This window comes from Janthinobacterium agaricidamnosum, assembly GCF_003667705.1.
Lineage (GTDB): Bacteria > Pseudomonadota > Gammaproteobacteria > Burkholderiales > Burkholderiaceae_D > Janthinobacterium.
The window spans coordinates 3,530,857-3,545,264 of the sequence record NZ_CP033019.1 but is presented as its reverse complement, the minus strand read 5'-3'; the positions used below and the strand labels follow the sequence as shown (position 1 = coordinate 3,545,264).

At 58.7% G+C, this 14,408-nt stretch carries 11 protein-coding genes; 7 read left to right on the top strand and 4 right to left on the bottom strand.

From position 1 onward, the window contains the following. Positions 1 to 14: 14 nt before the first annotated feature. Positions 15 to 1,301 carry a hypothetical protein gene (locus D9M09_RS16000; RefSeq protein ID WP_162995721.1) on the bottom strand — a complete coding sequence of 429 codons (1,287 nt, stop codon included), beginning with the start codon at positions 1,299 to 1,301 and terminating at the stop codon, positions 15 to 17. Between the two features lie 3 nt (positions 1,302 to 1,304). Further along, entirely contained in the window at positions 1,305 to 1,988 is a 684-nt protein-coding gene (locus D9M09_RS15995; protein WP_070222929.1) for a pentapeptide repeat-containing protein, read from the bottom strand. 308 nt (positions 1,989 to 2,296) lie between these two features. Here D9M09_RS15995 and alaC point away from each other — a divergent pair, with 308 nt between their 5' ends. Together alaC and metE are read left to right on the top strand one after the other, a co-directional pair. Continuing rightward, entirely contained in the window at positions 2,297 to 3,514 is a 1,218-nt protein-coding gene (alaC, locus tag D9M09_RS15990) for an alanine transaminase (RefSeq protein WP_121669860.1), read from the top strand. Between the two features lie 362 nt (positions 3,515 to 3,876). Then, a complete protein-coding gene (metE, locus tag D9M09_RS15985) occupies positions 3,877 to 6,165 on the top strand; it encodes a 5-methyltetrahydropteroyltriglutamate--homocysteine S-methyltransferase (RefSeq protein ID WP_121669859.1) in 2,289 nt (762 codons plus the stop codon). A gap of 642 nt (positions 6,166 to 6,807) precedes the next feature. On the opposite strand, the gene D9M09_RS15980 is transcribed toward metE, so the two are convergent. Beyond that, positions 6,808 to 7,464, bottom strand: coding sequence for a TetR/AcrR family transcriptional regulator C-terminal domain-containing protein (locus D9M09_RS15980; protein ID WP_121669858.1), 657 nt, complete (start codon positions 7,462 to 7,464; stop codon positions 6,808 to 6,810). Positions 7,465 to 7,540: 76 nt separating this feature from the next. On the opposite strand from D9M09_RS15980, the gene D9M09_RS15975 reads away from it, so the two are divergent. From D9M09_RS15975 to D9M09_RS15965, 3 genes are all read left to right on the top strand, one after another. Next, positions 7,541 to 9,028 carry an FAD-dependent oxidoreductase gene (locus tag D9M09_RS15975; RefSeq protein WP_121669857.1) on the top strand — a complete coding sequence of 496 codons (1,488 nt, stop codon included), beginning with the start codon at positions 7,541 to 7,543 and terminating at the stop codon, positions 9,026 to 9,028. Between the two features lie 88 nt (positions 9,029 to 9,116). Beyond that, complete coding sequence (locus tag D9M09_RS15970) at positions 9,117 to 9,614, top strand: hypothetical protein (protein WP_121669856.1); 498 nt, start codon at positions 9,117 to 9,119, stop codon at positions 9,612 to 9,614. A gap of 243 nt (positions 9,615 to 9,857) precedes the next feature. Continuing rightward, entirely contained in the window at positions 9,858 to 11,447 is a 1,590-nt protein-coding gene (locus tag D9M09_RS15965) for an aspartate:alanine exchanger family transporter (RefSeq protein WP_121669855.1), read from the top strand. Between the two features lie 12 nt (positions 11,448 to 11,459). Here D9M09_RS15965 and D9M09_RS15960 read toward each other — a convergent pair whose 3' ends face one another. Next, positions 11,460 to 12,668, bottom strand: a complete 1,209-nt coding sequence (locus tag D9M09_RS15960; protein ID WP_121669854.1) for an MFS transporter — start codon at positions 12,666 to 12,668, stop codon at positions 11,460 to 11,462. Positions 12,669 to 12,900: 232 nt separating this feature from the next. On the opposite strand from D9M09_RS15960, the gene D9M09_RS15955 reads away from it, so the two are divergent. Beyond that, positions 12,901 to 13,488: a TetR/AcrR family transcriptional regulator gene (locus D9M09_RS15955; RefSeq protein ID WP_070222914.1), complete on the top strand. Its 588-nt coding sequence runs from the start codon at positions 12,901 to 12,903 to the stop codon at positions 13,486 to 13,488. 430 nt (positions 13,489 to 13,918) lie between these two features. Then, positions 13,919 to 14,269: a VOC family protein gene (locus D9M09_RS15950; protein WP_070222911.1), complete on the top strand. Its 351-nt coding sequence runs from the start codon at positions 13,919 to 13,921 to the stop codon at positions 14,267 to 14,269. The last annotated feature ends 139 nt before the right edge of the window (positions 14,270 to 14,408 follow it).

Here is a 14,408-nt window from a genome sequence, read left to right as displayed (position 1 = left end):
TTTTTTTTGCCTCTTTATTTGCGCAGTTTGCCATCGGCATCACAATAGCCATAACGTTGGGGACTGCCGCACCAGCCAGCTTCCTTTTGTGCTTCGGCTAGCTGGTTGCAATGCACGGTGCGGAAATGTGTCGGCAGATAGCTTTTTAATGTGGCGTCAGAGATATTTCGAGGGGAAATTTTTTCGCCTTGCGGGGGCGGCGGGAAAGTCGCTGCAATCGCGCGATCCGCTACATTGTCAATGAAGAGGACAGTTTCGCCCTCCTGCACCTGGCACATATGATTGGTAGTGAAGTCATACCGTTCAGCGGCCTTGATCATGAACAGTGGCCCCTTGTTTGATATGCCCTGGATCATGGCCTGGGCCGCCGAATAACTTCCGATAAAGCCAGCAATGGAGATTGCAAAGAGGAAGTAAGTGGTTTTTTTATTGGTCTTGAAATCGAAAATAAACAAGAACAACAGGAAAATGACCTCAAAAATGATTGCCAGCACAGCATAGGCAAAGGCGCTGAACGAGAAGGCAAATATCAGGGTGGCGAGGCCAAACGAAAAGGGCAGGTAGGACGGCGGAAAAGGAAAATTGGCCGCAAAAAAATCGACAGCGCTCAGGCGCGAAAAAATCACGCAGGCAGACACCGCCAGGGAAACCCCCACTTTTGCCAGCAGGCTTGCAAAAACGGAATTCAGCGAAAAGAGTACCCATGCAATGCCTGACACCCCAACGACGAGAATGCCTGTGAGCGCCACCTGTTCGAGGATGTAATTTACATAATCATCTGTTTCCTGGATATGCAGGTGCGAAACCAGGAGGATCAGGCCGCCTATCGTGGCAATGGAAAAAATAACAAGTGAAAGAATGGTCTTGGGATCGTTATATCTTTCGATCAGCGCAGGAATGATTTTTTCGGTGTCGGGAGATATCTTGACGATGAATCTTCTGATGCTCTCCTTGTTTTCACGCAGCGCCATATAACTGAAGATTACTCCCGCTGGCGGAATGGTGATGGATGTCAGGATGCACAGCAGTATGAATAAGATTATTTTTATTATCTTCATCATTGTTATTGGGCAGTATTGTCGGCGGATGTTTAAATGGAAACCTGCGTGCGGAATATAGCACGCATTATTTGGCATGGACTGCGGTGAATCGCGTGGCGTGAGAAATTGTGTGGGCCTGAAAAACCACTGGCGAGCGACGCAGCGTGGGCAATGGACATGGAAAATGCCATCAGCCCTGAACCCTTGGTTGCGGCAACCCGCTTTTACCGCAAGCTTGCTGTCAAGAACGGCTGTGGGCAAGGCTTACATCACCACCAGATCCAGCGCCCGCATGAAGTTGGCCGCCTGCGCCTGCGTGATGACAGCGCCTTTCAGCAGCGCAGCTTCGCTCAGTTTGAAACCGTCGATATCGGCGCCGCGCAAGTCCGCGCCCTGGAACTTCGCCAGTTTGATGGTGGCGTTGCGCAAGCTGCCCCCTTCGAAGACGGCGTCGCGGAAGTCGCAGCCGGCCAGGTAGGCGTCGGAAAAATCGAGCTGTTTGAGTATTGCCTTGCGGAACGAAAAGCCGCGCAGGTCGGCGCCCACCAGCAGGCTGTCTTCGAAGGTCAAGCCCAGGTGGGCCGCTTCCTCGAACGAGGCGCCCGTCAGCTTGCAGCCCCGGTAGGTGACCGATGCCAGCTTGGCGCGCCGCCATTTCGTGTTGTTCAGGTCGCAGCCTTCGAAATTCGCGTCAACGGCGTCGACGGATTCGAAATCGGCGCTGCCGGCGCGGCAGCGGCGCCAGGTGCTGCGCGCGAGTTTGCTGGCGAACAAGCTGGTGTCGGCAAAGGTGCAGCGTTCAAACGTACAGCCCTGCAAGTCGAGGCGCGACAGGTCTTCGCCATCGAAGGCGCAATCGATGAAGTGGCGCACCGGCAGGGCCAGTTGCTGCTCGATGCCGGCGCGGTCCAGGGTCATGCCAGTTACTGCGGTGTCGTGTGTTGCCATCCGTTTTATATTCCTAATCAAAGCAGGGGAGGGATGGCGCGGCGGGAAAATGCACGAACCAGAACACCTCCCCGGCTGGTGTAACAGCCAAGGGTCAGCGCCGTGGGTCCGCGTGGGCGGGAGCATGCCGGACTGTGCCGGGCACTTACCGGGTTACCAACCGGTGCGCTCATTTTCGATCAGCCTGCATTGTAACGACTCTGCAGCACCCTTGCCAGTGCTGGATAAACCGGGTTAGTATCGTTGCAGGCGCACTCATTGCGCCAACGTCGCTCGGACGGATCCGGGCGCTTACGTATAGAGATACCATGACCGACAGCCAAGCTCCGCGCAGCTTTTCGCGCATCAATCGTCTTCCCCCCTACGTTTTCAACATCACCGCCGAACTCAAGATGGCCGCGCGCCGCCGTGGCGAGGACATCATCGACATGTCGATGGGTAATCCCGATGGCGCCACGCCGGCCCACATCGTGGACAAGCTGGTCGAAACGGTGAAACGCCCCGACACGCATGGCTATTCCGCGTCCAAGGGCATTCCGCGGCTGCGCCGCGCGATTGCACACTGGTACAAGAAGCGCTACGAGGTCGACATCGACCCGGACAGCGAAGCCATCGTCACCATCGGCTCGAAAGAGGGCCTGGCCCATTTGATGCTGGCGACCCTGGACCGGGGCGACACGGTGCTGGTGCCGAACCCCAGCTACCCGATTCACATCTGGGGCGCCGTCATCGCGGGCGCCGATATCCGCTCCGTGCGCATGGGGCCGGGCGTGGATTTCTTTGCCGAACTGGAACGGGCGATCCGCGAAAGCTACCCGAAGCCTAAGATGATGGTGCTGGGTTTCCCGTCGAACCCCACGGCGCAATGCGTGGAACTGGAATTCTTCGAGCGCGTCGTCGCGCTGGCGAAGCAGCACAATATCCTGGTGGTGCACGACCTGGCGTATGCCGACATCACCTTCGATGGCTGGAAGGCGCCGTCCATCATGCAGGTACCCGGTGCGCGCGACGTGGCCGTCGAGTTCTTCACCATGTCGAAAAGCTACAACATGGCGGGCTGGCGCATCGGCTTCATGGTGGGCAATGCGGAACTGGTGGCGGCCCTGGCGCGCATCAAGAGCTACCACGATTACGGCAGTTTCACGCCCGTGCAAGTGGCGGCCATTGCCGCGCTGGAAGGCGACCAAAGCTGCGTGACGGAAATCTGCGCGCAGTACCAGCGCCGCCGCGACGTGCTGGTGATAGGTTTGCATGAAGCAGGCTGGATGGTGGAAAAGCCGAAGGCGTCGATGTATATCTGGGCGCATATCCCGGAAGCCTACCGTCACCTGGGCTCGCTGGAATTTGCCAAACTGCTGCTGCAAAAGGCCAAGGTGAGCGTGTCGCCCGGCATCGGTTTCGGCGAGTACGGCGATGAATACGTGCGCTTTGCCCTGATCGAAAACGAGGCCCGCGTGCGGCAAGCCTTGCGCGGCATCAAGAATATGTTGCGTTCCGGCGACGGAAAGACGGAAGCGGCAGCATAAAAGTTGCCGCATGGAATTGTCTGTTGCCCCTAATATCACTGCTGCGTATTTCTGACATCACGAATATAAAGTGGTTTTATATGCTGCAACGCGGCATCATTCATCTGTCTCCTCTATCTTCCTCCAAGGAAATAGATTCAGCCCGCTCCCGCAGCGGGCTTTTTTTTGCCTGTCGTTTTGGTCCTGGGCACCGGCCGGCACGCGCGGCGAACGAGGTGCCCGACTCCGCGCGGCACGGCCTCGTGAATACGTTCAGCATGCTCATACATGAGTATTATTAATGGATGTATGAAGTTTTACCATTATTTTTCATGGATGAAAGCCTCTATGATGACCCCACACTTCACTGGGAGGCAATCACCATGACCGTCACGACACACAATTTGGGCTACCCGCGCATCGGCGCCAAACGCGAACTGAAATTCGCCCTGGAAGACTACTGGAAGGGGCAAAGCAGCCTGGACGCGCTGGAAGGCCAGGGTGCTGAGTTGCGCCAGCGTCACTGGCAAGACCAGCGCGCGCTGGACTTCGCGCCCGTGGGCGACTTTTCCTTTTATGACCAGGTGCTGGACCTGAGTTTTACGCTGGGCAACCTGCCGCAGCGCGTGCGCGGCCTGGAAGGCGCCGCGCTCGACAACTATTTCCGCGTGGCCCGTGGCCGCTCGGCCAGCGACAGCGATTGCAGCTGCGTCCACGCCGGTGAAATGACGAAATGGTTCGACACCAACTATCACTACATCGTGCCGGAATTTTCGGCCGAGACGCAATTCAAGCTCGACAGCAGCCGCCTGTTGCGGCAACTGGCGCAAGCGCGCCAGCTCGGCGTGAAAGCCAAACCCGTGCTGATCGGCCCCGTCACCTATTTGTTGCTGGGCAAGGCCAAGGATGATTCCGACAAGCTGGCGCTGCTGCAAGGCTTGCTGCCCGTCTACGTGCAACTACTGCAGGAACTCGCGAGCCAGGGCGTGGAGTGGGTGCAGATCGATGAACCGGTCCTCGTCACGGAACTCGACGGCGCGTGGCAGCAGGCCCTCGTCACGGCCTATGATGCCTTGAGCAAGGTCAAGCACGTCAAACTGTTGCTGGCCACGTATTTCGGCAAGCTGCAAGACAATTTGCCGCTGGCGTGCAAGCTGCCCGTGCAAGGCTTGCACCTCGATGCCGTCAACGCCCGCGATGAGGTGGAACAAGTCGTCGCCCAATTGCCCGCCAGCAGTGTGCTGTCGCTGGGCGTGGTGAATGGCCGCAATATCTGGAAGACGGATTTGACGCAAGTGCTGGCGTGGCTGGAACCCGTGCACGCCAGCCTGCAAGACCGTTTGTGGATCGCCCCGTCGTGCTCGCTGCTGCACGTGCCTGTCGACCTGGACAGCGAGCATAAGCTCGATGACGATATCCGGTCCTGGCTGGCCTTTGCCCGCCAGAAGCTTGATGAAGTGCACACCATCGCCGGCGCCCTGAACCAGGGCCGCGCCTCCGTGCAGGCGGCACTCGATGCTAATCTTGCGGCCGTGCAAGCGCGCCGCCAGTCGACCCGCGTGCACAATCCGCACGTGAAAGCGGCCCTGGCGCGCATCGATGCGACGTTGGGCCAGCGCCTGAGCGGCTATGCCGAGCGTGCCGTCAAGCAAGCTGCGCTGCTGCAACTGCCGCTGTATCCGACGACGACCATCGGCTCCTTCCCGCAGACGGCGGAAATCCGCCAGGCGCGCAGCCAGTTCCGCAACGGCCAGCTGGACGAAGCCAGCTACAAAAAGCTGATGCAGGGGGAAATCGCCCGTTGCGTCAGGGAACAGGAAACCCTGGGCCTGGACGTGTTCGTGCACGGCGAAGCGGAACGCAATGACATGGTGGAATACTTTGGCGAACAGCTCGACGGCTATGCCTTCAGCCAGTTCGGCTGGGTGCAATCGTACGGTTCGCGCTGCGTCAAGCCGCCCATTTTGTTTGGCGACATCAGCCGCCCCCGCGCCATGACGGTCGAGTGGAGCACTTACGCCCAGTCGCTGACGGACAAGCCGATGAAAGGCATGCTGACGGGTCCCGTCACCATCCTGAACTGGTCCTTCGTGCGCGACGACCAGCCCCGTTCCGTCTCGTGCCACCAGCTGGCGCTGGCCATGCGCGCCGAAGTGCTGGACCTGGAGCGGGCCGGCATCCGCGTGATCCAGATCGACGAGGCGGCACTGCGCGAAGGTTTGCCACTGCGCAAGTCGCACTGGGCCGACTACCTGCGCTGGGCCGTGGAATCGTTCCGCATCACGGCCAATGGCGTGACCGATGAAACGCAGATCCACACGCATATGTGCTATTCGGAATTCAACGACATCATCGCGCAGATCGCCGGCATGGATGCGGACGTCATCACGATCGAAACTTCGCGCTCCGACATGGAATTGCTCGACGCCTTTGACGAGTTCAATTATCCGAATGACATCGGCCCCGGCGTCTACGACATTCACTCGCCCAATATTCCGAGCCAGGAACAGATGGTGAATCTGATGCGCAAGGCGGCCGAACGCATTCCCGCGCAGCGCCTGTGGGTCAACCCCGATTGCGGCCTGAAGACGCGCGGCTGGAGGGAAGTGATTCCCGCGCTGGCCAACATGGTGGCGGCAGCGAAAACCTTGCGTGCCGATACCGTGGCATAGGAATCGCAGGGGCAGGGGCGGCCGCTATGGCTGAGATATAGAACAATCGTATTTCTGTCATCACAACATGCAATTGGATAATGATGCTGCGATGCGGCATCATTCACCTGTCTCCTCTACTTCCTCACAGGAATTAGATTCAGCCCGCTCCCGCAGCGGGCTTTTTTTTGCCCTTGCGCCTTATCGCGCGGGCTGCCACGGCCGCATCTCTTAAGTGCAAGCACCCGAAGGCCATGGACATCGTCTCGTTTGGGTCTAGACAATCGGGCGCCAATGTCTCGAAGGTTCCGTACCAACCCATGTGAGGCATGAAAATCGTCTCGATGCGGCGCCTCGCATGGGTTTACCTGTACGGACAATACCTCAGAGGCAATTTCCGCTTCGGCCGAAAACAGACTTTAAAACGCGTGATGTGGCTAATACGTCACCTCGTATTGAAAACGCCACGGCGAGGAATTCCAGGGCTCCAGATACTGCATCGCTCGACCTGGCGACATGCCGTGCAATACGTGAGAATCAATGCAGCTCGCTCGCTTAGTATAAATCCTTGAAGAAAAATCGTGTTCCTCGACCTATAACCCTCCAAAGGGTATGACATAGGTTCGCGGAGCAAGTGTGAAGTAAAAAAAGTTAATAATTAGTTCAAGCATGGGAACTTTCTGCGATCCTCATGCGAAGACCTGTGATAAGCAGATCGAGGCCAGCGTCAAATCGCGCATCAAAATCCGGGTTGAATAAATCCGCTGCCGCAGCCAAAACATGTGGATAGCCCTTAGCCGCCAGAGCTTCAAACTGGTCACGGTGAGTTGCGATGGCCAGCGATATTTCACTAGGGTCAGCCAGCGGTTGCTCTTCCATCACGAAGCCCATTACGTAATAGATGATGCTGAAGGCACCCCAAGACGCCAACCGAGTGGAGGCCCCAGCCTCACACAAAGGGCCGATCAACGCCTCGGCAACGCGAAGTGTGTTGTCGGTGATGACGTAGGTGCCAGCATATACGCGTGCACCGTCCCGCCGCTTGCGCAGCGCATTTCGAATCTCATGTGCGGTCACGCTGACCGCATTGAACCAAGCAGTCGAGGGGGACAGTTCGTCCGGATGCCCATGCGCGACCCCTTCAATCAAAGCGTCGGCTATGCCATTCATCAAAGCCTGCTTATTGGCGAAGTGCCAATACAGTGATGCTGCTTTGATGTCCAGTTCCTGGGCAAGACGGCGCATTGTAAGACCCTCTATACCTACCTCGTCCAGCAGGTTCAAAGCGGTGGCAATTACGGCTTTACGTTGGATCTTCATAAACTTCTTGTTTGACAGGCTAACGACGTTAGATTAACATAAATTTTTTAACTAACGATGTTAGATTGAGGTGCAAATGAAAAATGAAAATGTGGATGTGATCGTAGTAGGTGCAGGCCCTGTAGGTTTAACTCTGGCATGCGAATTGCGGTTGGCAGGAATACGCGTCACAGTACTAGAGCGCCGTGACGCGCCAATAGCGCAGTCGCGCGCGCTAACCATGCACGGCAGGACGGTGGAGATGCTGGCCCAACGTGGCGTGGCTGAGCGCTTTCTGGCGAACGGCATAAAGATTCCCAGCGGGCATTTTGCGGGATTGAAGACGCGACTTGATTTTTCGGTGATCGACACCACCTATCCTTACACACTGTTCATCCCACAGAGCGTGACCGAGCAACTGCTGGAGACATGGGCGCTTGAGCTAGGGGTTGAATTGCGCAGGAATGCTACGGTGGAGCGCATTGTCGAAACGGCCGATGGCATTTCCGTGATGGGGCAACAGCACAGCACCCCTTTCGATATTTCTGGCAGCTACGTGGTCGGTGCAGACGGCGCGCGCAGTCTGGTTCGCCAGCACGCAGGCATCGCCTTCCATGGTCTGCCGGCTACGAAGACTGTCATGCTTGGCGACGTTCGTCTGAGCGCACCGCCGTCTACGCCGGGATTCAGTGTAGGCAACGCGGCAGGTGGATTAATGATCGTTCCCTTAGGTCGTGGTATGTTCCGCGTCATCGTGATCGATACCGGCCGAGTTGATGTGCCTGCGACCACGCCCGTCACGCTCGAAGAGTTGTCTGATTCGACCACACGGGTGGCGGGACAGGACTTTGGTCTGCATGCACCGACGTGGCTATCACGCTTCTCGAATGAAACCCGCCTGGCGAGTGTCTACCGCAAAGATCGAATCCTGCTGGTCGGTGATGCCGCACATATCCACCTTCCTGCGGGCGGCCAGGGTATGAACGTGGGCATGCAGGACGCGATGAACTTGGGCTGGAAGCTGGCGGGCGTAGTGAACGGACATGCGCCAGAGTCGCTGCTAGACAGCTACCACAAAGAGCGTCATGCCGTTGGTGCCGCGCTGTACCAAAATACCTTGGCGCAAAGTGCACTAATGATGAATTCGTTTGATGCTCCGGGACAGGCGCTGCGAGAGACGTTCAGTGAGCTGATGAAAATTCCCGCTCTTAATGCAGTGCTTGCGCATGACTTGTCCGGCTACGGGATTCGATACCCGACCTCAGTTGTCGATGTTCCGCAGGGATGGGCGTTGCTGCCCGATTGGACAGGGCGGCGGCTGCCTGACTGGCAGCTAAAACTGGATAACGGTGGTCAAGCCTCGCTGTTCAGTTTTTTGCGGAGTGGTCATTGGCTACTGCTGCACCTGACGACCAGTGAGGATCGCGAGGGTGGCAACTACACGCCTGAGCTCGATATGCGATGGGTCGATACGATCAAAGCTGTGCCTGCGGACTCCCAAGTAACACCGGCAGGCGCGCATGCCTTGCTCATACGTCCCGACGGCTACGTGGATCAGGCTGTGGGCATCAAAAGGAACGCGTGATAACCATCGTCAGGCCGAATCTGCATGCACTGTAAGTACCACATTAGTATAAGCTTGCTTAACCATAAACATACAAGGTGACAAGTTGATGCAGCCTTTGTTTCGCGCTGCGGGCATGCTCGCGCTGATGGCGCTGGGCGCCTGCTCGGACGAGCGGCATCCGCTTGAGCGCCATCTCGCCCTATTGCGGCCGGATACGGTCGCAGCGTTGCCTGATATGGGGTGGCCGGCCGGCACGCTGCTGTGTCCGCTGGCGCTGTATCAGAACGAGTTGCCCGGTTCGGCGCCGCCTGCGGACAGGGTCAACGCCTTCCTGAAGCAAAAGCAGTTTCTCGGTGACGAGAACTGGTCGCTCATCGTCGTCAAGCCGCAGCCAGCGGAAAACGCCGGTGCCGGTATCGAGCAACTGTTTTTCAAGCGTGCAGATTATGACGTGATCAATGAGCCGCCACGCATCGCGCGCGATGCGCAGACCTTGCCAGCGGGGTTTGCGCCGCAGGTTTGCGTAAGCGTGGAGCAAGCCCGCGTGCTGGTGACGCGTGAACAACGATCGCATCGAAAACTCGTCATTTTTGGCACGGCCTGAACGAGATATTGATAAAGCATATTTCTATCATCACAACATGCAATTGGATTTATATGTTGCGACGCGGCATCATTGCACCTGTCTCCTCTACTTCCTCACAGGAATTAGATTCAGCCCGCTCCCGTAGCGGGCTTTTTTTTTGCCCGTTTTTAAGGTGCAAACCTGCGCACGCTTGCTTGTCATCGAGGCATGGTGTTGCTTTTGTGCATGCTAAACTGGGCCTTCCCCAGACCAAGGTTTCTGATGCTTCAATTATTTCGCCACACGCTGGAGTCCACGCCCATCCTCGCCTTGTTTCTCGTCATCGGCGCCGGTTATGCGCTGGGGCGCATCAGCGTGTTCGGCTTTTCGCTGGGCGTGGGCGGCGTGCTGTTCGCGGGGCTGGCGCTGGGCGCATTTGCACCCGGTTCCGTGCCGCCGCCCATGGTCGGCTCCATCGGCCTGCTGCTGTTTCTGTATGGCATAGGCGTGCAGTACGGCGTGCAGTTTTTCGCCGGCTTGCGCGGGGCGGGCCAGAAACACAATCTGATCGCTTTTGCCGCCGTCATGGGCGGCCTGGCTGTCTCCGTTTGGGGCGGGCAGTGGATCGATATCTCGCTGCGCATGGCCAGCGGCGTATTTGCCGGCGCCATGACCAGCACGGCCGCCTTGCAGGCGGCGCTGGAAGCGTCGCACGGCAATGGCGACGCGGCCGTCGGCTATGCGGTCGCGTATCCGTTCGGCGTCGTCGGCCCCATGCTGGGCCTGTACCTGGCCGGGCGCATCCTGAAACCCGTGCTGACGCCGCCGCCGGCACCCATCGTCGTGTCGGAAATTACCATCGACGAAGCGAAACTGGCGGGTGCGGCCCTGTCCGAACTGGCCGACGGCCCGCTGGCGGGCGTGCAAGTGATCGGCGTGCGCCAGGGCCACCAGAACCGCTTGCCCGATCCTGGCCTGGTGCTCGGCGTGGGCGACGCGCTGATGGTGTCGGGCACGGTGGCGGGCGTGGAAGCGGCGCGCACGGCGCTGGGCCACCTGGACCCGGGACGGCTGATGAAGGACCGCAGTGCGTTCGACGGCACGGAAGTGTTCGTGTCGGATGCGGAAATCGTCGGCGTGCCCCTGGGCGAATTGAATCTGGCGAAAGATTTTCCCCTGCAGATCGCCTTCATCCGCCGTGGCGACGCCATGATCTTGCCCCATCCTTTCCTGACCCTGGAATTTGGCGACAGGGTGATGGCCATTGCACCAGCGAAACATGCAGCCGACGTGCGCAAGCTGTTCGGCAATTCCATCACGGCCACGGCCGAGTTCAGCTATGTGTCGCTGGGTATGGGCATGGTGCTGGGTGTGCTGCTGGGCCTGGTGCCCATCCCCTTGCCGTGGATAGGCTCGTTCAGCCTGGGCCTGGCCGGCGGTCCGCTGGTGATGGCGCTGATCCTGGGACGTCTGGGCAGGGTGGGCAAGATCAGCTGGCGCCTGCCCCTGTCGGCCAACCTGGTCATGCGTAACTATGGTTTGACGATTTTCCTCGCCTCCGTCGGCATGGCCTCCGGCTTGCCTTTCGTGCAGCAGGTGGGCGCCGACGGCTTGCCCATGCTGGCGCTCGGGGCAGTGACGGTGCTGGTGGTGGTGGCCCTCGTGGTGATTTTGGGCAAGGTCTTCCTGCGCCTGCCGTTTCCCGAGTTGCTCGGTATCGCGGCCGGCGCCACGGGCAATCCGGCCGTGCTGGTGTTCGCCAACCGCCTGGCCAAGTCGGACCGCCCGAACCTCGGCTATGCGATGATTTTCCCCAGCATGACCATCGTCAAGATCGTCGCCGTGCAGGTGCTGCTGCATTTGTACGGCTGATGGCGGCAAGAGTCAATCTCGTGCAGGGCCAAGTTGTTTGTTGGCATTAACAAAGTTGATGCCAAAAGCCAGCAGCAAAGCAGCAGCGGCGAAACCTGCGGCAAGCCAGAGGTTGGCCGAGAGGCCCAGCCTGTCCACGGCTTGACCGCCGGCCCACGCCCCGAGCGCAATGCCGATATTGAAGACTCCCACATACAGCGCGGCGACGATCTCCACGGCCCCGGGCGCCGCCTTCAGCATCAAGGTCATCAGGCCGACCGATACGCCGCCGTAGGCCAGTCCCCACGCCAGCAAGACCACGCCGCCAGCGGTGCTGGAGTCGCCGACAGCCAGAAACAGCAGTGGCGTGAGCAGCAGGCCGCCCGCGATGGCTAGGATGGTTGGCGCTGCGCGCCGCGCCGCAACGCCGCCGGCCAGGAAGTTGCCAATGATGCCCGCGAAGCCATAGGAAAACAGCAGTGTGCCCAGCCATTGCGCATCAAACCCCGACATCGACAGCAGCAGCGGGCGCACGAAGGTAAAGGCCGTGAAATGGCTGGTTACAAGCAACAGGGTCAGGAGCAGCCCCGCCTGCAACTGCCGGTTGTGCAGCTGTTTGCCGAATTGGCGCAAGGTCGTCGAACCGGCAGCGGGCAGGGCGGGAATGACAGCCAGATGCAGCACCAGTGCCAGGCCGCTGAACAGCGCCATGGCGCCGAAGGCCCAGCGCCATCCTGCAACGTCGCCGATTTGTGCGCCTAGCGGCACACCCAGCACGGAAGCGGCCGCCACGCCACCGAAGATAATCGACGTTGCCAGGCCGATCGAGCGGGCAGGAACAAGCCGGGACGCCAGACCGCCGGCGATGGCCCAGATTCCGCCCATGCAAAAACCGACGAGAACACGTGCCGCCAGCATCCACGCCATGTTCTGCGCCAGAGCCGAGGCTATGTTTGCGAGCAACAATAGAGTGAGCAAGCCACAGAGAATTGTGCGCCGGTCCATGTTTCCCGAGACGATCACGACCAGCGGCGCGAACAAGGCCGCCAGCAATGCCGGCAGCGAGATCATCAGCCCGGCGGTTCCGGTGGAGGTGCCCAGGGTGTCAGCGATCGGCGTCAACAGGCCGACCGGCAGCATTTCCGTCGTCACGACCGAAAAGGTGGCCATGCCGACAGCGCTGACCGCCAGCCACGGGTGGCGGACAGCCGTTTCTGCGGCAGCGTAGGGGGACGTACTCATGGTGCATATCCTTCATTTGATCATTCGATAAACGGCTTGTGCCGGTAAAGGCGGCGTCGGACCGCTGCTATGCAGTGGCAGCGGATGCCAAAGGGGATCGATATCGGTCCCTGCATGCGATGCTTGCAGCGGAGACGCGTCCCAGTGATAATACATACATCGCGTATGAATAGTGTATATTCATACGCACCGTATGTAAACAATCATACGTTATGTATGTAAGGAGAAAGCAATGGTTCGCCGCACGCGTGTGGAGATGGAAGAAACCCGAGCATCGTTGCTGGCTACCGCCCGCACAGTGTTCAGCGAGCGCGGTTATGCCGATACGTCAATGGACGACCTCACCGCGCAGGCAGGACTGACGCGTGGTGCGCTGTATCATCACTTCGGCGATAAGAAGGGCTTGCTGCTGGCGGTGGTAGAGCAGATCGACGCGGAAATGGATGGTCGCCTGCAAAGCATCTCCGACAGCGCTGGCGATCTGTGGGAAGGCTTTCGTCATCGCTGCCGTGCCTATCTGGAGATGGCCCTGGAGCCGGAAATTCAGCGCATCGTTTTACGCGATGCCAGGGCGGTGCTGGGAGGCGCTTCACCGGACTCGCAGCGTCATTGCCTCGAGTCGATGCAAGGGCTTATCCGCGAGCTGATTCATCAAGGCATCGTGGCCGACACTTGCCCAGAGGCACTGGCTTCGATGATCTACGGCAGTCTCGCAGAAGCGGCGTTCTGGATCGCCGACGGTGACGAAGGCAATGCGCGCTTGATAAAAGGAGTTGCGGCATTGGATTTGCTTCTACGTGGGCTGTTACTAAAGAGGTAATCGTGAAAAGTGGCAATCTCATCAGAAGCGGACCTTTCCGTAGAACCCTTGAGATTAATTTTATTGCAACCATATGAAACCTTGGATGGCTGAAGCCAAACCAGTTTCGTTGCTGAATGTAGAGCTTTGCTTTCTCTTGAAGAAAGAGTTCTATTTCGGTCCGGACAGACATGCAGGCGTGGACACGTCAACATGTACACAGTGCCTTCAGCCGCCTTCATTTCCACGGTCTGAACCATCCATGGTACTTACGTCCGAACTTGGCGGACGAGAGGGCGAGTTGGCTGCCTGCTACCGGCAGGTGGTGGAATTGGCTATCTGCCATGGAATGAATTTCAATTCGATTCGCCACCACTTCTGGGTGCGGTTGTGGATGTGGAATGGCAGGGGTGAGCTTTGAATGGTTCAATCATTAACACGGAGGAAAAATATGCAAGTCAAGCGTATCGTTGCCAATGTCCCCGTGTCGGATCCGGGCCTGGCGCGGAGGTTTTACGAGGAGGTGCTGGGCCTGAGCCTGCTGATGGACCACGGCTGGATCATGACGTATGGTGCGCAAACCGAGATGAGTGTTCAAGTGAGCTTCGCCACGCAAGGCGGCTCGAATACGGCCGTGCCAGACCTGTCGATTGAAGTCGATGACGTCGATACCGCATTTGCACGCATGGTTGCCGCAGGGTTTGCCATCGAGTATGGGCTGAGCGATGAGCCCTGGGGCGTCAGGCGCTTTTTCGTGCGCGACCCTTTTGGCAAGCTCATCAATATTCTGTCGCACACATAGACGCGATGCCAACGGCGGCTGCGGGCCGCCAGCCGGCCAATGCCACCCGGCGCCGGCCTGTGTAAAAGCCCTGGCGCCGCTCCCAATCTGTTGTACAATCCTTGAGAACGGTCGTGCTTTTTTGTGCGCTGAGCTTCCT